The organism is Alteribacter lacisalsi (assembly GCF_003226345.1).
In the GTDB taxonomy this organism is placed as follows: Bacteria; Bacillota; Bacilli; order Bacillales; family Salisediminibacteriaceae; genus Alteribacter; species Alteribacter lacisalsi.
The window spans coordinates 140,365-164,604 of the sequence record NZ_PDOF01000004.1 but is presented as its reverse complement, the minus strand read 5'-3'; the positions used below and the strand labels follow the sequence as shown (position 1 = coordinate 164,604).

Here is a 24,240-nt window from a genome sequence, read left to right as displayed (position 1 = left end):
AATGAAAAAAATGATGTTTTTAACGTCTATGGCTTTAGTGTTTCTGGCCGGCTGCGGTGAGGATCAGGAAAATACGGACAACGGAGAAACCCAGGACGAGAATGAGGAACAGAATCAGGAGCAGGAAGAAGTGACGCTTACAGTTGCTTCATTAATTTCGCCGATGACGGATATCCTCGAACTGACGGAACCCATGCTTGCTGAAGAAGGCATCGACCTTCAAATTGAAGTGCTGGGAGACAACGTGCAGCCTAACGCAGCCCTTGCGAACGAAGAAGTGGACGCGAACTTCTTTCAGCACGTCCCTTATATGGAGGAATACAACCGGAACCACGATGCGAACTTAGTGCCGGTGGAAGAAATTTATTTTGCCAATTACGGGGTTTACTCCGAGGAATATGACGACATCGACCACCTGCCGGAAGGTTCCGTGATTGCGATTGCCAATGACCCATCGAACGTGGACCGTTCCCTGACGCTCCTGGACCAGCACGGCATCATTACGCTGGATGAGAAGACGGGGAACTATTATACCCAGTCCGATATCATTGAAAATCCAAATGACTATACGTTTGAAGAAGTGGATCTTTTGATGCTCTCAAGAATGTATGACGATGTTGGAGCCGTTGTGATGACACCAGCTTACGCTGAACCTCTCGGCCTGACGCCGAAAAACGACGCACTCCTCACCGAGGGAACAGACAATGAATTCGCGATCACGCTCGTTGCCCGTGAAGACAACGTGGACGATGAGGCGATCCAGAAGCTTGCCGAAGCAATGACAAGTGATGAGGTAAGGGAATTCCTTGAGGAAAATTACGATGAAACGGCGATTCCGGCGTTTTAAATAACCGATCCAAAAGCTCTTTCTGCCCAGGCCGGGCAGGGAGGGCTTTTTTTGGTGCATGGGGGTTATGAGTGATCTCCTTCTTTAATAATGTCACCATCCGGTGTGACGAAACTGGTTTTAGATTAGATTGAGAAAGGTCATGAGAGCGCTTTATTATAAAGGTATAACCAGTTATGGACTTTATGAAAGAGGAGGATATAAATATGACACAGGAGCAGACGGCACCATCCAATGGTGCAAAGAGCGGAATCAAAGCGAAGATCCAGCGTATGGGAAGCTACCTGAGCGGCATGATTATGCCGAATATCGGTGCTTTTATCGCCTGGGGGATTATCACGGCACTGTTCATTGAAGACGGTTGGCTGCCAAATGCCGAGCTTGCTGAACTTGTTGACCCGATGGTTCTTTATTTACTGCCGCTTCTGATAGCGTTTACAGGAGGGCGGATGGTCTACGATCTCCGTGGTGGTGTCGTGGGAGCGACAGCAGCGATGGGGGTTATCGTCGGAACGGACATTCCGATGTTTATCGGTGCCATGATCATGGGACCGCTTGGCGGATATGTGATTAAGCAGGTGGACCGTCTTTTTGAAGGGAAAGTAAAATCAGGTTTTGAAATGCTTGTAAACAACTTCTCGGCAGGGATCGTCGCTATGATCCTGACGATTCTCGCCTACGTGGGCGTCGGGCCGGCTGTACTCGGACTTAACCAGGTGCTTGCAGGCGGTGTCCGGATGATCGTTGACGCTGGACTTCTGCCACTGGCAAGTATTTTCATTGAACCTGGTAAGGTACTGTTTTTAAATAACGCGATTAATCACGGAATTCTGAGTCCCCTCGGGCTTCAGGAAACATCCGAAGCGGGAAAATCGATTCTGTTTATGCTTGAGGCAAACCCGGGACCAGGTCTTGGTGTTCTGCTTGCCTTCATGCTGTTCGGCAGCGGGATGGCGAAGCAGTCGGCCAAAGGGGCAGGGATCATTCACTTTTTCGGTGGAATTCATGAAATTTATTTCCCTTACATTCTCATGAAACCGCTGCTTCTTCTCGCTGTGATCGGAGGAGGCATGAGCGGGATTTTCACATTCTCCCTCTTTAACGCAGGACTTGTAGCGGCACCCTCACCGGGCAGTATCTTTGCCTTTATGGCGATGGCCGCCCGCGGCGATCACGTAGCCGTACTTCTTGGAATCCTTGTGGCAACGGCCGTTTCCTTTGCCATCGCATCGGTTATTCTCAGAAGTGCAAAAGACACGGGAAATGAAGACCTTGAAGAAGCTGCCACAAAAATGCAGGCAATGAAAGGGAAAAAGAGCAGTGTGGCCGGAAACTTCACCTCTCAGAATGAAGGGGAAGAAGAGACTGCTGCAGAAAAAGGAGCAGAGGAACTGAGCGCAGGGAAAATCAATAAGATTATTTTTGCATGTGATGCAGGAATGGGTTCCAGCGCAATGGGCGCATCCATTCTTAAAAATAAAGTTAAAAAGGCAGGTCTCGATATCGAGGTCACCAATAAGGCCATTAACCAGATTCCAGATGACGCCGATCTGATTATCACCCATAAGGACCTCACCGACCGTGCGAAGGCAAAGCAGCCGGATAAACAGCACATTTCGGTTGATAACTTCATGAACAGTGCAAAATATGACGAGATTGTCAATGAACTGAAAGACTCGCAGTAACAGGAGGTACGAATAATTTCCAGGGAGGTGAAGAGGATGTATGTTTCAGCCAGGGAACGGAATATTCTTAACCTGCTGCTTGAAGCCCCGGACGGTCTCACGGTAAAAGCCATAGCCGATGATCTGAATGTGAGTACAAGGACTGTCCAAAGGGACCTCCCCGGAATTGAATCGGTGCTGGATGAATACGGTCTTCTTCTGGAGAGAAAAAGCGGAAGCGGGCTACTCCTCTCCGGTGAAGAAGCGGGGAGGGATGTTCTCAGAAAGAAACTGACTGAGCTCGAACCTGCGGAGTATACACCGGAGGAAAGGCATCAGCTTCTGCTCTCCATCCTGCTGCAGGAAAGTGAGCCTGTAAAGCTGTACACACTCGCCAGGGAACTGCATGTGACGATCTCCACGATCAGTAATGACCTCAACAGTGTTGAGGGGAATCTCGAGCGCTTCGGCCTGGAACTGATCCGCAGAAGAAGTTACGGCATTGAGGTCAAAGGAGAGGAAGGGCAGAAGCGGAGAGCTTTAAGAAGCCTGATCACCGAACAGATGAGCGAAGAGCAGTTCTTTTCTGTCCTGGAATCAAAAAGGACTGATGATGAGGGGTTTGAAGAAATTTCCGAAAGTGTGCTTCATCTTCTCGATTCCCGGGTCATTCATGAGGTAATGGAGGTGCTCCAGGAGCTGAGAAATGAAGGAGATCCTGTTACCGATGCGTCTTTTATCGGGCTGGTTGTACACCTGAGTCTGGCCGTCCACCGGGTGCGTAAAGGAGAGAGGATCGGGGAAGGCGAGATTCCCCTTGAACGGGCGAAGGTGGAAAAGGAATACCGTACTGCCCTGAAAATATTAAGCAAGCTGGAAGAGCGCCTGGGTCTGGAGATTCCCGAGTCCGAGGCAGCCTACATTACGATGCATCTGCTCGGAGCCAGACAAGGAGATGAAAGCCCGGTTTATTTTCATGAAACACCAATGGATCTTGCCTTGCAGGCCAAGAAGCTGGCTGGAGCGGTAGAGAAAGAAGTGAAACTGCCGCTTGCCGGTGACCAGTCCCTGATTGAGGGAATGATCAGCCACCTGAAACCGGCCCTTTTCCGTATGCGAAACGGAATGAAGATCTACAATTCGCTTCTGCCGGAGATTAAACGGGACTACGGGGAATTGTTCAAGATTGTCCACAGAGCTGTGGATCAGGTTTTCCCCGGTGATGAGGTGCCGGAGGAGGAAACGGGTTTTCTCGTTCTTCATTTCGGTTCTGCCATGGAAAGAGCAAGACGCAATTGTCAGATCAATGCGATCGTGGTCTGCTCCAGCGGAATTGGTACATCCAGGCTCCTTGCCTCACGCCTGGAAAAGGAAGTACCGGAAATTAACCGGATTACCCATATGTCTGTGTTTGACGTTTTAAAGGAAACAATCCCGGTAAATACAATCGTTGTATCAACCGTTCCGTTGACGTCGATTCCCGATTCCTTTCTGGTGAATCCTTTTCTGTCGTCAAAGGAGGCCGCGCGCATCCGGGAATATCTTCACGGGCTTGCTGAAAGACCGGAGGAAGGGAGAGCTCCGGAAGAGTTGAAGACGAATGAGGGGGATCGGGCAGACGCTGATATGAAACTGAATGAATTTCAGACGATTCAGGAGGTGAGCGCCCTCGTTACGAATCTTTTGGAGGAGTTTGAAATACAGGCCATGCCGGCTCTGTCCGGATCTGAAGAGATTGCGCGGGAACTGGGGCATTATCAGGATAAAAAAGGATGGGTCCGTGATGGCGGTCAGATCGCCGAGGCACTCCTGAAACGTGAAACCGCAGGCGGGCTTGCCATTCCGGGGACGTCGCTTGCCTTATTTCACACCAGGACAGACGGCGTGGTGACACCTTCATTTACTGTACACGAACTTGAAGAGCCGATCTCCCTTAAGGGGATGGATAATGAACGAGCGGATGTGCGCCGGATCCTTCTGATGCTGGCACCTGTGGAATGGAGCCAGACCGGAGTTGAAGTGATGAGCTATATCAGTGCCTTGATTATTGAAAGTGACGAGTCAATTCAGCTTTTTGAGAAAGGCGACGAACAATTGATTCAGACCTTTCTTGAAAAAAAGCTTAAAGAGTATATGATCAGTAAATTACAATAAATGGGAGTGAGAGGATTATGACTAAATCAGTACTTCAGGAAGCAAACATCCGTATCGGGGATACAGTCGCGTCCAAGGAGGAAGCAATCCGTAAAGCAGGAAACCTTCTCGTGGAAAACGGTTATGTAAAGGAAGAGTATGTGGAAAAGATGATGGAACGCGAAGAAGTCACGAGCACGTTCATGGGTAACTTTCTTGCGATTCCTCACGGCACGGAAGATGCAAAAAAAGAAGTTATCGAATCCGGTATTACCATTCATCTTTTAGAAGAACCAGTTGACTGGGACGGAAACGAAGTGAAGCTTGTAATCGGCATTGCAGGTAAAGGGGACGAGCACCTCAGCATCCTGTCCAATATTGCCATTACCTGCTCGGAAGAAGATACACTGCAGCAGATTCTGTCAGCCGACTCCAGCGAGGAACTGATGGAACTGTTCTCGGGAGTGGAGTAAGATGCTGGCGATTCATTTTGGCGCAGGGAATATCGGAAGGGGATTTATCGGTGAAATCCTTCATCAGAACGGGTACCGCATCGGCTTCGTGGATGTGAATGAATCTCTCATCGCCCGAATTAATGAGGAGAAGGAGTATTCGGTGAATCTAGCGCAGGACCGTAAAGAGGCAGTGAGGGTAAAAAACATTTATGGACTTCACAGCCAGCATGATCACAGCAGTGTGGTGCACGACCTGGCGGAGGCGGATCTGATTACGGCATCCGTTGGTGTGAGCGTTCTTCCCCATATTGCGCCGGTTATCGCCGACGGGCTCAAAAGGAGAGCGGAGCAGGGGGGCGGTCCGGTTCATGTGATCGCCTGTGAAAACGCAGTTGGCGCGAGCTCGGTGCTCAAGGAAGCCGTCAGAAAAGCGCTCTGTAGCGATGAGGATTGGCAGGCCGTCGCTTCTATTGCCGGTTTTCCCGATTCGGCGGTGGACCGGATTGTACCGGGGAAAGCAGGTGCTGAACTCGACGTGAGCGTGGAGCCGTTTCACGAATGGATTGTCCATCGTGGAGGGATGGTGAAAGAGGAGAAGCTGGAAGGGGTTCACTATGTGGACGACCTGACACCGTACATTGAGCGGAAGCTGTTTACCGTCAATACCGGTCACGCCTGCCTCGCCTATCTTGGTTTTGCCAGTGGTATAGAGACAGTGGCGGAAGCAGCGGGAAATCCTGCGGTGAGAGGGAAAGCGGAAGGTGTTCTAAAGGAAACGGGGCTGCTGCTCAAGGAGAAGTATGGTTTTTCCGAAGAAGATCTGCATGGTTATCACCGTAAAATTCTGGGACGTTTTGAAAACAGGAACTTATCGGATCCGGTCACACGGGTGGGAAGAAACCCAATGCGGAAACTTGGAGCAGAAGACCGTCTTCTCAGCCCGCTGGTCCAGCTCCATCAAAGAGGATTCGAGGCGCCGCATCTGATAGAGGTAGCCGGAGCGGCGTTTCTGTTTAACGTTCCTGAAGATGATGAAAGTATGAAGATCCAGGCGATGATTGAAGCAGACGGTATTCGAAAAACTGTCAGTACAGTCACGGGGCTGCCCCCAGATCACCCTCTGACAGAAACGGTGGCCGGTGAATACGAACGTCTGAAAATAAAAAGATAGAAAATAGAATTTACCCCCTGTCTGAGGTGAGCCTCAGGCAGGGGGTTAGTATATTTTGCTGCTGGTGCTTCTTTCATGAGTAGGTGCAGTTTCTGTCCGGGGAAGCCGGGAGAAGATTGTACGAGCCCATGTTTGGCAGTTCCTTTTAATGGGAACCCGGGATACATATTCCTATAACCATAAAAGGAGGAAGTCACTTGAGTAAAACAGTTTTCATAACAGGAGCAGGGAGCGGTCTTGGTAAAGGAACGGCAATCGGCCTTGCGAAAAAAGGACATAAAGTCATTGCATCGGTAGAGACCATTTCACAGGTGACGAGCCTGAGAGAAGCGGCGGAAAAAGAAGGAGCAGAATTCGAGGTCATCAAACTCGATATAACGGATAAACGAGACCAGGAGCTGCTGAAGGAATACGACTATGACGTGTTTGTCGCAAACGCCGCCATCGGGGAAGGCGGCCCTATCTCGGAAATCCCGGTGGACAGGGTCCGTGCCATTTATGAAACCAATGTTTTCAGCACGCTGGAAAACGCCCAGATCGCAGCGAAGAAATTCGTGGAGAAAAAATCAGGCAAGATTGTATTTCTCAGTTCCATTGTAGGGATTGTGTCGCTTCCTCATCTGGGAGCGTACAGCTCTTCCAAGCATGCCGTTGAAGGTATTGCGAAGGCGATGAAAGAGGAACTGGAGGAGCACGGTGTCCAGGTGGCCACGATCAACCCCGGTCCGTTTGAGACGGGCTTTAACGACCGGATGTTTGAGGAAAAGTGGAAGTGGTACGACGAAGAAAATAACTTTACCCCGAAAGAGTCGATCGAAGAGGTGGAGAAGATCCTGGACGAGCAGTATGACCCACAGGACATGATCGATAAAATGGTTGAAGTGATTGCATCAGACAGCCACCACTTCCGGACAGCCCATCCAGAAGACGTAGAGAATCAGATGAAGGATTATGAGCGTAAAACATGGGAGGAAAAAGTGTAGCAGCCTTCTGTGGAAATCAGCACCCGGAAGAGGTAGAATCCCGTCTGCCCTTTCGGGTGTTTTTTCTGTGTGCTTTTTTAATTGTTACGCAGGAACCGTCCCCCGATTCGCACCTGCTTTGCAGTGTGATAAAATAATCTCATAGAAATGGCGGAAGAGGCGGGATAACGATGGCAGAGCAGAAGAAGCTGATCAACTCGGTGCACCGGGCGCTGACGATTGTGGATTTATTTACGGAAAAACGTACAGCGTGGAAGCTGTCGGAGATCAGCCGGGAGCTGGATCTGAATAAAAGTACGGTGCACGGACTGCTGCGGACGCTCATGCACCATGGTTATGTCGCGCAGGATCCCGAGTCTGAAAAATATAAGCTCGGTCTCCGATTTGCGGAAAAAGGTAATCTGGTCATGGCCGATCTCGATGTGAGGCGGATTGCCCGGCCGTACCTGGAAGAGATTACGGCAAAGTACGGAGATGCCACACATTTGGCTGTGCTCGATGAAGGGGAAGCAGTTTATATTGAAAAAATGGAAGGGCACTCGGCCATCGGCATGTACTCAAGAGTAGGGAAACGCGCACCGCTCTACTGTACGGCAGTGGGCAAAGTCCTTGCCTCCGGAGAAACGGCAGCCTCCATCAGAGAATTGGCCGGGAAACAGACGTATGCGAGGCACACGGAACATACGATAAAAAGCCAAGAGGAATTTATTGAGGCGGTCCGTACTGCAGCGGAAAACGGCTATGCTCTTGATGATGAGGAGCTCGAACTGGGTCTTCGCTGCGTGGCAGTCCCGATTTTTGACAGTCAAAGAAAAATTGCGGCAGCTCTAAGCATGTCAGGCCCGGTCACGAGGCTGAAAAAAGAGAACCTGGATGAGATTACGGCTGATCTGAAAGAACACGCAAAGAAAATATCCAGCCAGCTTGGTTTTTAACGAATCTCCGTCTTTACTTGGACGGGGATTTATATTACGCTGAAAATAAATGAGAACACAGTTTGATATTATCAAACAAAATCAGGGGAGGCATCTGATGAGACACTTGGACACGATCATGGAGATGGAAGACACTGTTTTTGACAGTATAGAGACGAGCGCCAGTGGAGCGGAAGGCGCACTGCCGTTAACGGAGGAAATGCTCACTAACTGGGCAAGTGGCGATCTGTTCGGTCTTTCCCAGAACGTTGGTATGGGGTGGCGTCCGGATCAGCTGAAAGGGCAGGAGATTCTGATTCTGGGCACACAGGGCGGCATCAAGGCTGAAGACGGCTCACCGCTGGCGCTTGGATACCATACAGGCCACTGGGAAGTGGATCTGCTGATGAAAGAAGCGGCTGAAGAACTGCGCCAGAGTGGTAACATTCCGTTTGCCGGTTTTGTGAGTGACCCCTGTGATGGAAGATCCCAGGGAACAAAAGGCATGTTTGACTCCCTTCCGTTTCGAAACGATGCCTCCATGGTCATGCGCAGGCTGATTCGTTCCCTGCCAAGGCGTAAGGCCGTGATTGGGGTAGCAACTTGTGATAAAGGGCTGCCAGCTATGATGATGGGGCTGGCTGCATCCCATGATCTGCCGACAGTCATCGTGCCGGGAGGGGTAACCCTTCCGCCTGAAATCGGGGAAGATGCAGGGAAGATTCAGACGATCGGAGCCAGATTTGCAAAACAGGAAATTACGCTTCGGGAAGCAGCCGAACTCGGCTGCCGGGCATGCGCCACACCAGGAGGCGGCTGTCAGTTTCTCGGGACGGCTGCAAGTGCCCAGGTCGTTGCTGAAGCTCTCGGAATGACAGTCCCCCACGGCGCTCTTGCTCCGTCCGGACAGGACATCTGGAAGCAGATGGCCCGTCAGTCTGTCCGTGCTGTGATGCAGGCGGTCAGTGAGGGTCTGGTGACAAAAGACATTATCACGGATGCCTCCATCCGGAACGCGATGGCTGTTCATGCCGCTTTCGGAGGCTCAACAAACCTGCTTCTTCATATCCCGGCCGTGGCACACGCAGCCGGATGCCGTGTACCGGATATCGAAGACTGGAAGGAAATAAACAGGAAGGTGCCGCGCCTCGTGAGTGCCCTGCCGAATGGTCCGTACGATCACCCAACCGTCCGGGTTTACCTGGCAGGTGGTGTGCCTGAGGTAATGCTTCACTTACGGAGACTCGGTCTGCTGGATGAAGAGGTTGTTTCCATTACAGGGGAGAGACTGAAGGATACTCTCGACTGGTGGGAGCAGTCGCCGAGACGGCAGATGGTCAGGGACAGACTCAGTGAAGACGGGATCAATCCGGATGATGTGATCATGCCGCCGGCGAAGGCCAAAGCAACCGGGATGACCTCAACGATTACCTTCCCTACCGGAAACATTGCACCGGAGGGGGCCATTGTAAAATCCACCTCGATCGACAGAGAAATGCTCGATGAAAACGGTGTGTATTATCACAAGGCTCCCGTTAAAATTTTCACTTCGGAGAAAGCGGTCATCAAAGCGATCAAGTCCGACCAGATCGAAGCAGGGGATATTATCATTCTCAGTGGCTGTGGACCTTCGGGCACGGGGATGGAGGAAACATATCAGGTCACATCGGCTCTAAAGCACCTGCCGTTTGGAAAGCATGTCACCCTCATAACAGATGCCCGCTTCTCGGGTGTGTCCACCGGTGCCTGTATCGGCCATGCGGGGCCGGAAGCGCTCGCGGGCGGACCGATCGGAAAATTAAGAGATGGAGATATTGTGGAAGTGAGGATTGACTGTGACAAGCTGGATGCTTCTATTCATTTTACCGGCACGGAAGGGGACGAATGCGGGGTTGAGGAAGGGACCGCTATTCTTGCAGCCAGGGACATCCATCCTGAACTGGCGCCTCATCAGGACCTTCCCGATGACACACGTTTGTGGGCGGCGCTCCAGGCAGTCAGTGGAGGAACGTGGAAAGGAAGCGTCTATGATGTTGATAAAATCATCCGTACACTTCATAAAGGAATGGAAGCGGAAGCGGCTGAGAAACAGAAAGATCCATTAGAAGCCGAAAGCAGCGAAGAGTATCTAAAGGAGGGACGATAATGGATAAGAAGGTGAACCGCTTTACCGGGGTAATCCCGCCGGTATCCACGATCGTGACAGAAGAGGGAAACCTCGATGAAAAAGGAATGGGACTGTTAATTGATAACCTGATTGAAAGAGGCGTGGACGGTCTGTTCTTTTTAGGAACAGGCGGTGAATTCAGCCAGATGACTTTTGAGCAGCGCAGACAGGTAGCTGAATTTGCTGTGAAAACAGTCGACGGCAGGGTGCCGGTCCTGATTGGTACGGGGGCCACGAGTACCCGGGAGGTAGTGGAGCTTAACAGTCATGCCCATGAAATCGGGGCTGATGGTGTTGTCATTATTAATCCCTACTACGTGAAACTGTCAGAAGAAAACCTTTTTCACCATTTCAGTACGGCAGCGGCAGCTTCAAAGCTTCCGGTCCTGCTTTATAATTTTCCTCTGCTTACAGACCAGGACCTGAGTACGGATTTTGTCCTGAGACTGGTAAATGAACATGAAAATATCGTTGGAATTAAGGAAACGGTCAAAGACATTGGCCACATCCGGGATATGATTCTCAATGTAAAGGCGCAGCATCCCGGTTTCAGTGTTTTTTGCGGATTTGAAGACCTGTTTCTAAATACACTGAGCCTTGGCGGCGACGGCATCATCGGGGCCACGGGGAATTTTGCACCTGAACCGGCAATAGAGATGTTCCGGACGTATTGGGAGGGAGATCTGCACCGAGCCTTAAAGCTTAACGAAACACTGGCATATCTGCCGGAACTTTATTCACTAGACTCGCCATTTATGAATGTCATCAAAGAAGCAGTTTCCATGGTCGGGCTGGACATTTCCACAGCTGTTCTCGCTCCGTCCCGCAGCCTTCCTGAAGAGAAAAAAGAAAAACTCAGTGCGATTCTTAACAGTGCCGGTGTCCTTCAGCCCCAAAATGCAAATCAATCAACTGAATAATCTAACCCAAAAATAGGCTGTGTTCGGATAGATTACTGCAATGCCATTGACTAAATTAATTATCGAGCGAAAGGCGTGGCCCGCGGGAAGCGTCCGCCTGCCGCGAAAAAACAACAATCTTTCCGAATTCAAATAAAAAGAGGCTCTTACCAGAGATTGAACTGGTAAGAGCTTTTTCTTCACCCGGGTTTGTTCCAGGTCAGCTGTATATTACAAAATAATCTATGGAAAGAAAGGCTGCGACTCCGCCAGAAGCAAATTAACCAGTCACCTGAAAATGCAAGCCATCTCCAGCTCCACTGACTCCAGCTGAATATGCAAAACACGAACCGTCCCCACCTTACATTCTCCGGAGCTGGTGGAAGGATGGTTTCAGGGCTTCGTAGAGACCGGTGAAGACCTTATGAATCTCCGCATACCTTTTATGGTTGTCCAAGTTTGGAACGACGATATCCTTCATTGGGATACTGTTTTTAATTGAGGCAAGATCCGGTACTTCGTTTACAGCATACAGGCTCACCCAGGCTGCACCCCATGCGGAACTCTGGTGGGAAACCGGCAGGTGAACGCTGTGACCGAACATGTCGGCAAGCATCTGCACCCACATCCCGGAACGGGCAAATCCGCCGCTTGCATACAGCGTATCGGTTTCCCCAGTGAGTTCCTCAAGAGAGTGCGACACGCTCAAAATAGCCAGCAGCACCCCTTCGAGTCCGGCTCGCGCCATATGATAGCGGGTGTGGCTGGCGGATAGGCCTACAAACGCCCCTCTTGCAGACGCATCCCAGTGGGGAGCCCGCTCGCCGTTCAGATAAGGGAGGAACAGAAGACGCTCCGCCCCTGGCTCAATCTCTTTTGCCGCATCAATTAGCAGGGAGTAGGGATCCTGCTCCGACTGCCTGGCGTGCGCCACTTCTGTCTGTCCGATTGTGTTTTTAAGCCACTCCAGTACGTTGCCGCCATTATTTGTCGGCCCGCCGAGCACCCAGAGGTCGTCTGTAAACGAATAGCAGAAGACTTCCTGCCGCTCATCTGTATGCGGGGCGGAGGACATTTGTCTGATGGCACCGCTCGTTCCGATCGTGATAGCCGTTTCACCCGGACGGACGGCTCCGATCCCGAGATTGGCAAGGGGACCGTCGCTGCCGCCCGCGGCAAAAGGTACAGCGGGATGGAGCCCCATCTTATGGGCGACTTCTGGAGCGAGGCCTGTAAAGAGATAGTCAGCCGGAACCGGGCTGGACAGCTGACGCTCATGAATGCCTGCCAGTTCCAGGGCTTCAGAGTGCCACTCCCGGGTGTAAATGTTGAAGAGACCGGTGGCTGATGCCACGGAGTAATCCACCGCATCAGTTCCAAACCAGCGGGAGGTGAGGAATTCCTTGATTGAAAGGAACTTCCGGGCCTTCAGGTAGGGTTCATATCGGTTTTCCTTCATCCAGATCAGTTTGACAAGGGGGGACATGGGATGAATCGGTGTGCCCGTTTTTAAATAGATGCGTTCCCCTGTGCCGGTTGATTTTAACGTCTCTGCCTGGTCCGTGCTCCGGCCGTCAGCCCATGTAAGGGAAGGGGATAACGGACAGTTTTTTCCATCTGTACAGATCAGCGAGTGCATTGCCGAAGAGAGACCCACTGAAATAATATCTTCTTTATCGATACTGTTTTTCTCGATTGCCTGCCGGATGGCCGTAATGGCGGCTGTTTCTATCTGAAGCGGATCCTGCTCCGACCAGGAAGGCTGCCGGTGCACGACCGGGTACCCCTGTTCATCCTCTGAAATGACATCCCCGTTTTTATTAAAAATGACGGCTTTTGCACTTGTCGTTCCAATATCAAGACCGATTGCATACTGTTTGACCATAGCTGAATAACTCCTTTGGCTGTTAAATCCTTGTTCTTGAAATCGCCTGTCTCATTTTATTGACCGATTCCTGCATCTGCTCTTTTCTGCGAATGCTAACGTTTACATAAAGAGCGTCAATCAGACTCAGCTGGGCAAGACGGGAAGCCAGCGCTTCAGAGCGGTACTCTGTTTCTCCGGAAAGAGTAAAAAGAGCCACATCCACTTTTTCACTCAATGGAGATTTAGCAAGAGATGTAATCCCGATCGTCGGAATCCGATGCTCCTGCACCACCTGAAGCGTCTGAAGGATATTCCTGTTCGTACCCGAGTGGGAGATAAACACGACGGCATCCTTTTCAGACAGCTGGGAAGCCGACATCATCTGAAAGTGGGAATCACTGTAGGCGGCAGTGGGAATGCCGGTGCGGATAAATTTATGATGGGCATCCTGGGCAATAACGCCGGAGCCCCCGTTTCCGTAAAATTCAATACGATTTGCACTGACCAGGATATCAACAGCTTTTTTCATTTTGTCACTGTCGATCACCGAGAGGGTGTCTTCGAGCGTGCGGATATTTGATTTGAATACTTTTTCGGCGATCTGTTTTTCATCATCGCCCTCCTGAATCGTCTCATGAATATCCTTCACATCATTTACAATTTCCGAAGCAAGCGCAATTTTCATTGCCTGGTATCCCTTGAAGCCGATTCTTTTGCAGAACCTGAATACAGTGGCTTCAGCCACGTTCAGATTTTCAGCCACCTGACTGATCGTGGAATGAATAATTTTTTCCGGATGCTCCATCACATAGTCCGCGATGACTTTTTCCTTGGCGCGAAATTCATTGTAAGAGGCCTTGATCCGATGCTTGCAGAGGCCCTGATCAAACTGTGACATTGTACATCCTCCTTTTCCGCGTTGTGTTTCTTTTGTCTAGTATATAGCATATCCAAAAATAAAAAAATATTTTTTCAAACAAAGGTATTGAAAAAGAAATTTTTTATCTTATAATAGGGTTAACAGGAAATGATATTTCTTTTTTCATATAAAAAGGAGTGATGACATGAAGATTGGATTGATCGGTCTCGGCAAGATGGGGTACAACCTAGGTTTGAATCTGCTGGATCACAACCATGAAGTCGTTGTAAACGACGTGAACACGGATCAGGTGAAAGCGCTTCATAGTGAGGGTGCGATTCCCGCTTACAGCATAGAAGAAACGGTGAAAAGCCTGGAGGGACCAAGAGTCATCTGGCTGATGGTGCCGGCAGGAGACATTACCGAGGAAGTCGTAGTCAAGCTGAACGGTCTTCTTGAAGCAGGCGACATTGTGATTGACGGGGGAAACTCCAATTATAAAGACTCCCTCAGAAGAGCGGATCTTTTGAAGGAAAACGGTATTCATTTTGTTGATGTCGGGACAAGCGGCGGTGTGGACGGTGCACGTGAAGGCGCCTGCATGATGGTCGGAGGCGATTCGGAAGTCATCGGACAAATCGAACAGATTTTTATTGATACCACTGTTGAAAACGGTTACCACCATGCCGGTGAACCGGGAAGCGGACACTTCCTCAAAATGATTCATAACGGAATCGAGTACGGCATGATGCAGTCGATTGCAGAAGGCTTCGATATTCTCGAAAAGAGCCAGTTTGATTATGACTATGAGCAGGTGGCAAAAGTCTGGAACAACGGGTCGGTGATCCGCTCCTGGCTGATGGAGCTTACACAGAATGCTTTTTCAAAGGATCCTAAGCTTGACGAAATCAGAGGGGTGATGAATTCCTCGGGTGAAGGCAAATGGACGGTTGAATCATCTCTTGATCTGCAGGTGCCTGCACCTGTGATCGCCCTTTCTCTCATGATGCGTTACCGTTCCCTTGAGGACGATACGTTTACAGGAAAAGTCGTCGCGGCACTCAGAAACGAATTCGGCGGTCATGCGGTAGTGAAGAAGTAGCGCGGGAAGTCAAACCGGCACGATGAAAGATATATACAGGGGGATGAGACTCCCCCTAACATTAAAGAGGAGTGAAGAAATCATGAAAAAGAAACAGCTATTCACTGGTGTGGCCTCACTGGCCCTTGTAGCAGGACTTGCAGCATGCGGAGGAGACGATGACGCTTCAAACGGTGCAGATACAGGTAACAATGACGAAAATGAAAGCGATACCAACGGAGAAGAGGATTCCGAGTACAGCAGTGCAGAGGCTTCCTACGTTATTGAAGCAGGGATCGGCCTGAACAATCAGCATCCACAGTATGAAGGTCTGCTGCGGTTTAAAGAGCTCGTGGAAGAAGGAACAGATGGAGATGTATATGTGGAAACCTATCACAGCTCACAGCTTGGGGACGATCGTCAGATGATGGAAGCGCTTCAGCTTGGAAGCCAGGAAGTAACGATTCCTTCCACAGCACCAGTTACAAACTTTGTTGAGGAATATGCGATTCTTGATTTTCCGTTCCTTTTCCCTAATGAGGAAGTCGCAATGGACGTGCTGAATGGTGAAATGGGAGACGAGCTTCTTGCAAGCCTTGAAGATCAGGAGATGGTTGGTCTTGCATGGTGGGAAAACGGCTATCGTGACCTTACAAACAGTGTTCAGCCGGTAGCAACTGCGGACGACTTTCAGGGTCTGACGCTCCGGACAATGGAAAACGAAGTTCATCTGGCAGCGTTCTCCGAGCTCGGTGCCAATCCTACACCAATGGCGTTTGGTGAACTGTTCACAGCGATGCAGCAGGGTACAGTAGACGGCCAGGAAAACCCGCTTGCAACTATTTATCTTGAAGGCTACTACGAGGTTCAGGACCACTATTCCAATACAAACCACGTTTACAGCCCGTTTGTGTTTCTTATGAGCAAGCAGTTTTATGATGGGCTCCCGGAAGACTATCAGCAGCTCGTACGTGATGCTGCCCAGGAAGCTGGCGAATTCCAGATTGAGGAAAACCGTAATCAGAATGAAGAGCTCCTTGACGCTCTCGTAGAGGAAGGTGTGGAATACACCGAAGTAACGGACGAAGCGAGACAGGAAATGGCTGACATTGTCCAGCCTGTCAACGACCGTTTCGCTCAGGAAATGGATCAGGACTTCGTAGATCGATTCTATGATGCCATTGAAAACTCTGAATACAACCCAGAGCAATAATAAACGTGAAGGAACTGCTGAGCGGCAGTTCCTTCTGCTCAATTAATCAACCAGTTTCTGTGCTGGAAAGGCGGTGTACTTATGATGCGTGTTATACGATGGCTGGATGAGCACATAGAAGAAGTGCTGCTCGTTATTTTTTCCGGCATCATGGTATTTATCATTGCCCTGCAGATCTTCATGCGGGCAGTCCTCGATAATTCCCTTCCGTGGTCGGAGGAGCTGGCGCGGTTCTCGTTCATCTGGCTCGTCTATATCGGAATCAGTTACGGCATTAAGAAACAGCGGCATATTAAAGTGGATGTCCTGCTCGTTCTGTTTAAGGAGCGGGGGAAAATCATCCTGAACATGATTTCCAATGTTATTTTCCTTGCGTTTGCTGCCGTTATTGTCTATTACGGCAATGATATTGCCCAGCGTATTCTTGAACTCGGTCAGAGATCACCGGGGCTTGGTATTCCTATGGGATTTGTGTATCTGGCAACACCGGTTGGAATGGGGCTGACGATCATCCGTCTTATTCAGCAGCTCATTCAGCAAGGGCGTGCCCTTGCCGGTAAAGGCGATTTCTCTGTTGAACTTGAACATGATAAGGCCCTTGAGGATCAGGACGAGCTGATTGAAAGCAGTGAAAAGGAAAATCCTGAAGACCTGATAAAAACCGATAACGACAATCCAAAAACGGATAGATAGGAGGGAGAAACCGTGACTGAGGCAATATTGTTTATAAGCTTTGCGATCTTACTGGCGCTGAGTGTGCCGGTCGGAATTGCACTGGGCGTTGCAACACTGCTCACCATTATGTTTGCCGATGTGCTGTCATTTGAATTCCTGGCGCAGGCCATGGTAACGTCGATCGATTCATTTCCACTGATGGCTGTGCCATTCTTCATTATTGCCGGTGAGATTATGGGACGGGGAGGAATTACGGAACGACTGTTTGGCGTTGCTAATTCCCTGGTCGGCAACAAAACAGGCGGCTTTGCCATTGCGACCATTATTACCGCTCTGTTTTTTGCAGCCATCTCAGGATCTGCACCGGCGACTGTAGCCGCAATCGGAGGTATGATGATTCCGGCGATGGTCAACCTTGGCTATGATAAGCGATTTGCAACGGCAACTGTCGCTGCAGCAGGCTCTCTCGGTGTCATGATCCCTCCGAGTATTCCGATGGTGATGTACGGGGTAACCGGTTCCACGTCAATCGGGGATCTGTTCATTGCCGGTATTTTCCCGGGTCTGATTGTTGCTGCCGGATTAATTGCATTTGCCTACTTTTATTCAAAAAAGATGGGCTATAAAGGAACCACAACCGAGCCGTTTTCCTTTAAAAAATTCGGGAGGGAATGCTGGGATGCCAAGTGGGCCCTTCTCATTCCGATTATTATTCTTGGTGGTATATATGGGGGCATCTTTACACCCACTGAAGCAGCTGTAATCGCTGTTGTCTACGGCCTGATTGTGAGTGTATTTGTTTATCGTGAGCTTCCGCTGTCAAAAGTGCCGAGTGTTCTCGCTTCCGGTTCCCTGACGACAGCAACGGTCCTTGTGGTAGTAGGTTCTGCGACCGCTTTCGGTCAGCTTCTCACCAGGCAGCAGGTGCCAACGCGGATCGCAAACTGGATGGTGACGATTTCCGAAAATCCAGTCATCATCATGATCCTCATTATTATACTGCTGCTGATTGTAGGTTGTTTCATGGACACACTCGCAGCCATTATCATTCTTACACCGCTTCTGCTTCCGGTTGCGATAGAATTCGGTTACGATCCGGTTCATTTCGGTATGGTCATGATTGTGACACTTGCAATTGGATTTATTACGCCGCCGTTAGGGGTAAACCTGTTTGTGAGTTCGGGAATCTCGGGGCTGTCGATTATGTCGATTGCCAGAGGGGTTATCCCTTACTTCGTGATGATGATTATCGCACTTCTGATCATCACCTTTATCCCGCAGATATCCCTGTATCTTCCGTCATTCAGATAGCCAGGGCAGAGAGCGGGGAACAATTGTCATAAATCCCTTTAAGGAGGTGGTTGTATGGAAAAGCATACAGCCGAAATTACCATTAACCTGAACGAAAAACAGACGATCGTGGAACTGACCCAGCTGCTTGCCCCGTTTAAATCAGATGTTTACCTGGTGAACCGTTCAGGCGGGAACGTTGTGGAAGCGAACGTGAAAAGCCTTCTCGGTCTCGTAAGTCTCCGCATCGGCAACGGGGACAGAGTCACCCTGCGCGCCGAAGGATCAGACGCAGAAGAGGCCCTCGGTAAAGTGGTTCAGTTTTTAAGTTAGGCTGTGATCGTATAGATTGCTGCTAAAGAATTAATGAATATGAAGCGGAAGGCGGTGACTCCTGCGGGAATAGCATTAGTTGAAGACCCCGCAGGGCGTTTTTCCCGAAGAGGATGAAACGATGCCCGCGGAAAGCATCCGCCTGCAGCGTAATAAAACAACAATTTTTCAGAAACCAGCTTTAAGTTCAGGTACAGGCGGCGGGTGGCCGGACGACGGTCCGTCTTCCCACCGCTCTTTTTTTGCAGTCGTACAGAGATGATCAGAGGAGGAGCCGAAACTTATGAGAATAACGTCTATGGAATGTTTTGTCGTGCCGCCGAGGTGGTGCTTTCTGAAAGTGGAAACCGATGAAGGAGTCACAGGATGGGGCGAGCCGGTGGTCGAAGGCCGTGCCCATACAGTTAAAGCTGCGGTGGAGGAGCTTAAAGACTACCTAATAGGAGCCAATCCCCTTGCGATTGAAGACATCTGGAATGTCCTTTACCGCGGAGGGTTTTACCGCGGAGGTCCGGTTCATATGAGTGCGATTTCAGGCATCGACCAGGCGCTCTGGGATATTAAGGGGAAATGGCTTGATGTACCGGTTTACGAGCTCCTGGGAGGGGCCTGCCGGGATAAAATGCGCGTCTACTCCTGGATCGGGGGAGACAGACCCGACGATGTGGCAAGTGCTGTCCAGCAGCAGCTCGAACAGGGTTTTACCGCAGTGAAGATGAACGCAACCAACGAACTTCAGTACATCGATTCCTATACGAAAATAGATGAGGCGGTAAACCGGATTGCAGCGATCCGAGACGCGGTAGGCGATAAGGTGGACGTGGGAATTGATTTTCACGGCCGGGTCCACAAACCGATGGCCAAAATACTCGCAAAAGCACTCGAGCCCTACAGACCGATGTTTATCGAGGAGCCTGTTCTGCCGGAAAACAATGAAGCGCTGGCAGAAATTGCACGCCACACGAGCATTCCAATTGCTACAGGAGAGAGAATGTATTCGAGATGGGATTTTAAACCGCTCTTTGAACAGGGCTATGCGGATATTATTCAGCCTGATCTGTCCCATGCGGGAGGCATAACGGAGTGCAGAAAGATTGCCGCGATGGCAGAAGCCTATGATATCGCACTCGCCCCTCACTGTCCGCTCGGACCGATTGCCCTTGCTTCCTGCCTGCAGGTGGATGCCGTTTCGCACAATGCCTTCATTCAGGAGCAGAGCTTTGGTATTCACTATAATGTTGGAAATGATCTGAAGGATTACGTGAAGGACGAGTCGGTCTTTCATTTTAATGAAGGTCACGTTGCGCTTCCGAAAGGACCGGGTCTCGGTGTGGAAATTGACGAGGAAAAAATCCGCCGTGCCCACGATGATCAGTTTAGATGGAAGAACCCGGTCTGGCGCCACAAAGACGGCAGTGTCGCAGAGTGGTAGAAAAAGGGTTCGTTAAATTGGAAGAGGAGGTCTGTTCATGAATCTGCCGGAAGTTATCACAGCCGGGGAAACAATGATTATTTTAAATCCCGACCAGTCGGTACCGCTGGAATATGCCCACTCCTTTACAAAGCAGATCGGCGGGGCGGAGTCCAATGTGGCGGTGGGTCTGAGCCGTCTTGGCCACCGGGCCGGCTGGATCAGCCGTATCGGTAACGACCCGTTCGGAAATTATGTCCGCCAGGTGATTCGCGGGGAAGGGGTCGACACTTCTCTGGTAAGTGTGGATCACGAGGCACCAACGGGGGTGTTTTTCAAGGAAAGAAAGTCAGGTAATGCGGTAAATGTCTACTATTACCGCGCTGGCTCTGCTGCAAGCAGGCTCGATAAGTCTCTTCTTGACCGCAGCTATTTTAAAGAAGCCAGGTACGTTCTCGTATCAGGGATTCTACCTGCTTTAAGCGAAAGCTGCTCTGAAGTTACCGAGGAACTGCTGAAAATCAGCCGCGAGCAGAATATTCCGGTCGTATTTGACCCGAACATCCGTCTGAAGCTCTGGCCTGACCGGCAGGAGGCTGTCACCCGGCTGAACCACATTGCCGAACGTTCTGATATCATCCTTATCGGTCAGACAGAAGGCTGGCAGCTGACAGGAAGCTATGATGAAGAGGAGATAGCCGCCTTTTACCGGAAGAAAAACCCTGAGGTCACTGTCATTGTAAAGCTTGGCGCAAAGGGCGCTTATTTTTCCACTCCTGAAGAATCCGGGACGGTGCCGGGCTATCCCGTTTCCGAAGTGATTGATCCAATCGGTGCGGGCGACGCATTTGCAGCCGGCTTCCTGAGCGCATGTCTGAAAAACGCCGGTATGAAGGAAGCTGTTAAATATGGAAATGCAGCCGGCGCAGTTACGGTGCAGGTTTCAGGAGATATTGAAGGCTTTCCAAGAGAGGCGGAGCTTGATGCGATGATCAGGCAGGCAGAAGCAGAAACAGAAGGAACCGTAGTAGAGGAAGTAAACCGATAACAGAAGGAATGGAGAGGTGTTTGGAAATGGGATCAAATCTGAAGCAGCTTGAAGAATCCCCAGTTATAGCTGTATTAAGAACGCCGCCGGAAGACAAAGTATACGACATTGTGGAAGCCCTGCTGGAGGGCGGGATTACCAATCTCGAATTAACGATGCAGAAGCCGGATTCAGCCCGTACACTTGCTGAACTCAACAAAAGATACGGAGACCGGGCCTGGATTGGTGCCGGTACCGTCATGGATGAAGTGACGGCTGTCAATGCCATTCACGCGGGGGCAGCCTTTATCTTTTCCCCGAACTATAATGAGAGTGTTGTCAAAGCAGCGAAGCGGTACGGGGTTATCTCCATTCCCGGTGTCCTTACCCCAACTGAAATGGTGCAGGCGGTGGAGCATGGAGCGGACTGCGTGAAGGTGTTCCCTGCCTCGGCATTCGGACCGCGCTATATTAAAGAGCTTAAAGGGCCGTTTCCTCACATTCCAATCGTTCCTACCGGGGGGATTCATGAGGAAAATATCCAGGATTACTGGAACGCAGGCGCTGTTGCCTGTGGAATGGGGAGTTCCCTGGTGGACAGCAAAGCCGTTGAAAGCAGCAGCTTCCATGAAATCACCGCCCGTGCCAGGCGGATTATGAGTAAAGTGAAGTAAGGTGAAGGAAATGACGTCAGAAAATATGAAACGCCGTGCCGGGGAAAAGGCAGTCACATTCATTGAGGACAAAATGACGATAGGTCTGGGCTCCGGCACGACAGTAAACTGGATGCTGAAAAAGCTCGGTGAGCGTGTCAGGGAAGGTCTGAACGTAACGGGCGTTTCCTCTTCAGTGAAAACGGAGAAGCTGGCCCGGGAGCTGGGCATCCCGGTAATCGGAATCGATCAGGTCGATCGTCTGGATCTCGCTGTTGACGGAGCAGACGAAGCCGACCGCAATTTTACCCTGATTAAAGGCGGGGGTGGGTCTCTTCTCCGTGAGAAAATGATCCTCGAACTTGCGGAGATGAAAATCATCATCGTTGATTACAGCAAACGGGTGGACGAGCTCGGGAAATTCCCGGTACCCGTTGAAATTACCCCGTTTGCCTGGGAGAAGACCACAAAACTGGTGGCTGGGACAGGTTGCCGGCCCGAACTTAGAACGGCTGATGGTGTGCCATTTGTGACGGATAACGGAAATTATATTCTGGACTGTGCGTTCGGGGTGGGAAAGGTCAATCCAGAACTCCACACTGTCCTGAAAACGATGACAGGTGTAGTGGAAACAGGAATTTTTACGGATCTTGCAGATGTGATTGTGACTGGATCTCACCATGACGTATCCATTGAGCGGAGATAAAAAAAGAGACTGATGAGGTGAAACCATGGCGAAATATAAGGTTGTCGTTACCGATTCTGAGTACACATCGTTTGAACCTGAAAAAGATGTGTTCTCAGATCTGGATGTGGAACTCGTGTTTGAACAGTGCCGTACGGAAGAGGAAGTAATTGAAAAGTGCCGGGATGCGGATGCCCTGCTCAATCAGTATGCCCCACTGGGAACGAAGGTTATTGAAGCGCTGGACAACTGTAAAGTTATTGCCAGATACGGTGTCGGCTTTAATACGGTTGATGTGGCTAAAGCAAATGAAAAAGGCATTGTAGTCAGTAACGTAACGGACTACTGTCTGGATGAAGTGGCCGATCATGCGATGGCACTGCTCCTGGCAAGCGCGAGGAAAACCGTTCTCTTAAATCAGAATGTAAAAGCAGGGGAGTGGGATTTTAACGCGGCTGCTCCCATGTACCGTCTGAGAGGGTCCACGCTGGGTCTGATCGGCTTCGGAAACATTCCTCAGAACCTGACAAAAAAAGCACAGGCATTCGGTCTCAGGGTCATTGCCTTCGACCCGTTTGTTCCTGAGGAAATGGCAGGAGAACTCGGTGTAGAATTACTGGAGCTAAACGAGGTGTGCCGGGAATCCGACTACATTTCCGTACACCTTCCGTTAAATGCGCGCACGGAAAAAATCATTAGTAAAGACCAGTTTGCCGCCATGAAGGAAACCGCCTGTATTATTAATACAGCAAGGGGCCCGATCATCGATGAGCAGGCATTAATTGACGCTCTCAGGAAAAAAGAAATTGCCGGAGCAGCGCTGGATGTTCTGGAAAAAGAGCCTGTTGAAAAGAACAACCCGCTGCTGACGATGGATCAGGTGATCTTGAATCCCCATGCTGCGTTTTATTCGGTTGAAGCTGAACAGGAGCTGAAACGGAAGTCAGCACAGAATATCGCAGATGTGCTCAATGGTTTTTTTCCGAAATATCTTGTTAACCGCGAAGTGGAGGACCGGCTCTCCCTGGAAACAAAATACTGAACAGAAACAGGCTCTCTTTTCCTTCTTTGCAAGGAAAGGGAGCCTGTTTTTTTACGATTTTCACGAGGATACAGAATCAGGATGACCGGTTTTTGCGGTGCTTTCGCCGTTCTTCGGCTGTTTCAAACAGCTTCTTTTCTTCCTCTGTTTCAGGCACTACAGCAGGGACGGGAGATGGCCGCCCGCTGCTGTCCACACTTACCATGGTCAGGAAGGATTCGGTTGTCAGGGTCCGTTTTCCGCTCAGAAGGTTATGGGAATAGACGCGAACATAAACCTCCATTGAAGTCCGTCCTGTGTAGGTGACGAGGGCCTCCAGTTCAAGGGCATCCCCAACCTTGGCGGAGGATAAGAAGTCCACAGAATCAATTGAGGCGGTGACTACCACGGTATTGGCGTGCTTCATGGCTGCCAGGGCTGCGATTTCATCAATGTAGGACAGAACCTTTCCGCCGAAGATCGTCTGCAGATGATTTGTATCGGGTGGCAGAACAAGTTTTGTCTGAATGGTCTTAGAGCGTTTCATCGGGTATGTTTGTGTCATTTTACAGGTCTCCTGTCGTTTTTTTTCATGAAAAAAGCCCTCTACCGTGGAGGTTAGAGAGCAGTTGGATACAGATAGGCACAGGTAAATAATCTAAAGCCTGTTCATATCACTCCTCCCTATGACGCGTAGGTACAAGTGCAGACAACAGGCAGGTATCCTGACTCGGAATCATTCCTCCTTCCCCCTTCCCGTCCCGAGGGGACAGGCGCAGGACGTAGGAGCTTCATCCTTACAGTGGCGCGACCGTGCCGGCTTTGAACCGGGCTTCCCTTTTAAGCTGAGTGGCCACCTGTTGCATGTGAAAATGCTGCTATTCAATTGTGA

The 24,240-nt window shown here is 50.2% G+C and carries 22 protein-coding genes and 1 riboswitch; of the genes, 19 read left to right on the top strand and 3 right to left on the bottom strand.

Annotated elements, in window-relative coordinates; translation table 11 throughout:
• Position 1 precedes the first annotated feature (1 nt).
• From CR205_RS19060 to CR205_RS19020, 9 genes are all read left to right on the top strand, one after another.
• The gene (locus tag CR205_RS19060) at positions 2–847 is read left to right on the top strand and encodes a MetQ/NlpA family ABC transporter substrate-binding protein (RefSeq protein ID WP_110521734.1); all 846 of its coding nucleotides are present in this window, start codon (positions 2–4) and stop codon (positions 845–847) included.
• 206 nt (positions 848–1,053) lie between these two features.
• A complete protein-coding gene (locus CR205_RS19055; protein WP_110521733.1) occupies positions 1,054–2,532 on the top strand; it encodes a PTS mannitol transporter subunit IICB in 1,479 nt (492 codons plus the stop codon).
• 36 nt (positions 2,533–2,568) lie between these two features.
• The gene (locus tag CR205_RS19050) at positions 2,569–4,665 is read left to right on the top strand and encodes a BglG family transcription antiterminator (RefSeq protein ID WP_110521732.1); all 2,097 of its coding nucleotides are present in this window, start codon (positions 2,569–2,571) and stop codon (positions 4,663–4,665) included.
• A 17-nt stretch (positions 4,666–4,682) separates the two neighbouring features.
• Entirely contained in the window at positions 4,683–5,117 is a 435-nt protein-coding gene (locus CR205_RS19045) for a PTS sugar transporter subunit IIA (protein WP_110521731.1), read from the top strand.
• Position 5,118: 1 nt separating this feature from the next.
• The gene (locus CR205_RS19040; protein ID WP_110521730.1) at positions 5,119–6,270 is read left to right on the top strand and encodes a mannitol-1-phosphate 5-dehydrogenase; all 1,152 of its coding nucleotides are present in this window, start codon (positions 5,119–5,121) and stop codon (positions 6,268–6,270) included.
• Positions 6,271–6,467: 197 nt separating this feature from the next.
• Complete coding sequence (locus tag CR205_RS19035) at positions 6,468–7,253, top strand: SDR family oxidoreductase (RefSeq protein WP_110521729.1); 786 nt, start codon at positions 6,468–6,470, stop codon at positions 7,251–7,253.
• A 170-nt stretch (positions 7,254–7,423) separates the two neighbouring features.
• Positions 7,424–8,188 (top strand): IclR family transcriptional regulator, encoded by a 765-nt coding sequence (locus CR205_RS19030; protein WP_110521728.1) that lies wholly within the window; start codon positions 7,424–7,426, stop codon positions 8,186–8,188.
• Between the two features lie 97 nt (positions 8,189–8,285).
• Complete coding sequence (locus tag CR205_RS19025) at positions 8,286–10,313, top strand: YjhG/YagF family D-xylonate dehydratase (protein WP_110521727.1); 2,028 nt, start codon at positions 8,286–8,288, stop codon at positions 10,311–10,313.
• Positions 10,313–11,254, top strand: a complete 942-nt coding sequence (locus tag CR205_RS19020) for a dihydrodipicolinate synthase family protein (RefSeq protein WP_110521726.1) — start codon at positions 10,313–10,315, stop codon at positions 11,252–11,254. Before CR205_RS19025 ends, CR205_RS19020 begins: the two co-directional genes overlap by 1 nt.
• Positions 11,255–11,594: 340 nt before the next feature.
• Here CR205_RS19020 and CR205_RS19015 read toward each other — a convergent pair whose 3' ends face one another.
• Together CR205_RS19015 and CR205_RS19010 are read right to left on the bottom strand one after the other, a co-directional pair.
• Positions 11,595–13,118 carry a gluconokinase gene (locus CR205_RS19015; RefSeq protein WP_110521725.1) on the bottom strand — a complete coding sequence of 508 codons (1,524 nt, stop codon included), beginning with the start codon at positions 13,116–13,118 and terminating at the stop codon, positions 11,595–11,597.
• 22 nt (positions 13,119–13,140) lie between these two features.
• Positions 13,141–13,998, bottom strand: coding sequence for a MurR/RpiR family transcriptional regulator (locus CR205_RS19010; protein ID WP_110521724.1), 858 nt, complete (start codon positions 13,996–13,998; stop codon positions 13,141–13,143).
• Between the two features lie 166 nt (positions 13,999–14,164).
• Here CR205_RS19010 and gnd point away from each other — a divergent pair, with 166 nt between their 5' ends.
• The 10 genes from gnd to CR205_RS18960 all read left to right on the top strand — a co-directional run bounded on the left by gnd (position 14,165) and on the right by CR205_RS18960 (position 23,369).
• Entirely contained in the window at positions 14,165–15,061 is an 897-nt protein-coding gene (gene gnd / locus CR205_RS19005) for a phosphogluconate dehydrogenase (NAD(+)-dependent, decarboxylating) (protein WP_110521723.1), read from the top strand.
• 82 nt (positions 15,062–15,143) lie between these two features.
• Complete coding sequence (locus tag CR205_RS19000) at positions 15,144–16,253, top strand: TRAP transporter substrate-binding protein (protein ID WP_110521722.1); 1,110 nt, start codon at positions 15,144–15,146, stop codon at positions 16,251–16,253.
• Positions 16,254–16,334: 81 nt separating this feature from the next.
• A complete protein-coding gene (locus CR205_RS18995) occupies positions 16,335–16,946 on the top strand; it encodes a TRAP transporter small permease (protein ID WP_328587737.1) in 612 nt (203 codons plus the stop codon).
• Between the two features lie 12 nt (positions 16,947–16,958).
• Positions 16,959–18,239, top strand: a complete 1,281-nt coding sequence (locus CR205_RS18990; protein WP_110521721.1) for a TRAP transporter large permease — start codon at positions 16,959–16,961, stop codon at positions 18,237–18,239.
• Positions 18,240–18,293: 54 nt separating this feature from the next.
• Positions 18,294–18,551, top strand: coding sequence for an HPr family phosphocarrier protein (locus tag CR205_RS18985; protein ID WP_110521720.1), 258 nt, complete (start codon positions 18,294–18,296; stop codon positions 18,549–18,551).
• Between the two features lie 283 nt (positions 18,552–18,834).
• Positions 18,835–19,983, top strand: a complete 1,149-nt coding sequence (dgoD, locus tag CR205_RS18980; RefSeq protein WP_110521719.1) for a galactonate dehydratase — start codon at positions 18,835–18,837, stop codon at positions 19,981–19,983.
• Positions 19,984–20,020: 37 nt separating this feature from the next.
• Complete coding sequence (locus CR205_RS18975) at positions 20,021–21,010, top strand: sugar kinase (protein WP_201745422.1); 990 nt, start codon at positions 20,021–20,023, stop codon at positions 21,008–21,010.
• Between the two features lie 26 nt (positions 21,011–21,036).
• A complete protein-coding gene (locus CR205_RS18970) occupies positions 21,037–21,663 on the top strand; it encodes a bifunctional 4-hydroxy-2-oxoglutarate aldolase/2-dehydro-3-deoxy-phosphogluconate aldolase (RefSeq protein ID WP_110521718.1) in 627 nt (208 codons plus the stop codon).
• Between the two features lie 10 nt (positions 21,664–21,673).
• Positions 21,674–22,348, top strand: coding sequence for a ribose-5-phosphate isomerase RpiA (gene rpiA / locus CR205_RS18965; protein ID WP_110521717.1), 675 nt, complete (start codon positions 21,674–21,676; stop codon positions 22,346–22,348).
• A 25-nt stretch (positions 22,349–22,373) separates the two neighbouring features.
• A complete protein-coding gene (locus CR205_RS18960) occupies positions 22,374–23,369 on the top strand; it encodes a C-terminal binding protein (protein WP_110521716.1) in 996 nt (331 codons plus the stop codon).
• Positions 23,370–23,445: 76 nt separating this feature from the next.
• On the opposite strand, the gene CR205_RS18955 is transcribed toward CR205_RS18960, so the two are convergent.
• Complete coding sequence (locus CR205_RS18955) at positions 23,446–23,913, bottom strand: acyl-CoA thioesterase (RefSeq protein ID WP_110521715.1); 468 nt, start codon at positions 23,911–23,913, stop codon at positions 23,446–23,448.
• 133 nt (positions 23,914–24,046) lie between these two features.
• Positions 24,047–24,224: riboswitch (cobalamin riboswitch) on the bottom strand.
• Positions 24,225–24,240: the final 16 nt, after the last annotated feature.

Bases quoted from the DNA above. Each gene is read 5' to 3' on its own strand.
- CR205_RS19060 (WP_110521734.1), top strand. From the start codon at position 2: ATGAAAAAAATGATGTTTTTAACGTCTATGGCTTTAGTGTTTCTGGCC.
- CR205_RS19055 (WP_110521733.1), top strand. From the start codon at position 1,054: ATGACACAGGAGCAGACGGCACCATCCAATGGTGCAAAGAGCGGAATC.
- CR205_RS19050 (WP_110521732.1), top strand. From the start codon at position 2,569: ATGTATGTTTCAGCCAGGGAACGGAATATTCTTAACCTGCTGCTTGAA.
- CR205_RS19045 (WP_110521731.1), top strand. From the start codon at position 4,683: ATGACTAAATCAGTACTTCAGGAAGCAAACATCCGTATCGGGGATACA.
- CR205_RS19040 (WP_110521730.1), top strand. From the start codon at position 5,119: ATGCTGGCGATTCATTTTGGCGCAGGGAATATCGGAAGGGGATTTATC.
- CR205_RS19030 (WP_110521728.1), top strand. From the start codon at position 7,424: ATGGCAGAGCAGAAGAAGCTGATCAACTCGGTGCACCGGGCGCTGACG.
- CR205_RS19025 (WP_110521727.1), top strand. From the start codon at position 8,286: ATGAGACACTTGGACACGATCATGGAGATGGAAGACACTGTTTTTGAC.
- CR205_RS19020 (WP_110521726.1), top strand. From the start codon at position 10,313: ATGGATAAGAAGGTGAACCGCTTTACCGGGGTAATCCCGCCGGTATCC.
- CR205_RS19015 (WP_110521725.1), bottom strand. From the start codon at position 13,118: ATGGTCAAACAGTATGCAATCGGTCTTGATATTGGAACGACAAGTGCA.
- CR205_RS19010 (WP_110521724.1), bottom strand. From the start codon at position 13,998: ATGTCACAGTTTGATCAGGGCCTCTGCAAGCATCGGATCAAGGCCTCT.
- gnd (WP_110521723.1), top strand. From the start codon at position 14,165: ATGAAGATTGGATTGATCGGTCTCGGCAAGATGGGGTACAACCTAGGT.
- CR205_RS19000 (WP_110521722.1), top strand. From the start codon at position 15,144: ATGAAAAAGAAACAGCTATTCACTGGTGTGGCCTCACTGGCCCTTGTA.
- CR205_RS18995 (WP_328587737.1), top strand. From the start codon at position 16,335: ATGATGCGTGTTATACGATGGCTGGATGAGCACATAGAAGAAGTGCTG.
- CR205_RS18985 (WP_110521720.1), top strand. From the start codon at position 18,294: ATGGAAAAGCATACAGCCGAAATTACCATTAACCTGAACGAAAAACAG.
- dgoD (WP_110521719.1), top strand. From the start codon at position 18,835: ATGAGAATAACGTCTATGGAATGTTTTGTCGTGCCGCCGAGGTGGTGC.
- CR205_RS18975 (WP_201745422.1), top strand. From the start codon at position 20,021: ATGAATCTGCCGGAAGTTATCACAGCCGGGGAAACAATGATTATTTTA.
- CR205_RS18970 (WP_110521718.1), top strand. From the start codon at position 21,037: ATGGGATCAAATCTGAAGCAGCTTGAAGAATCCCCAGTTATAGCTGTA.
- rpiA (WP_110521717.1), top strand. From the start codon at position 21,674: ATGACGTCAGAAAATATGAAACGCCGTGCCGGGGAAAAGGCAGTCACA.
- CR205_RS18960 (WP_110521716.1), top strand. From the start codon at position 22,374: ATGGCGAAATATAAGGTTGTCGTTACCGATTCTGAGTACACATCGTTT.
- CR205_RS18955 (WP_110521715.1), bottom strand. From the start codon at position 23,913: ATGACACAAACATACCCGATGAAACGCTCTAAGACCATTCAGACAAAA.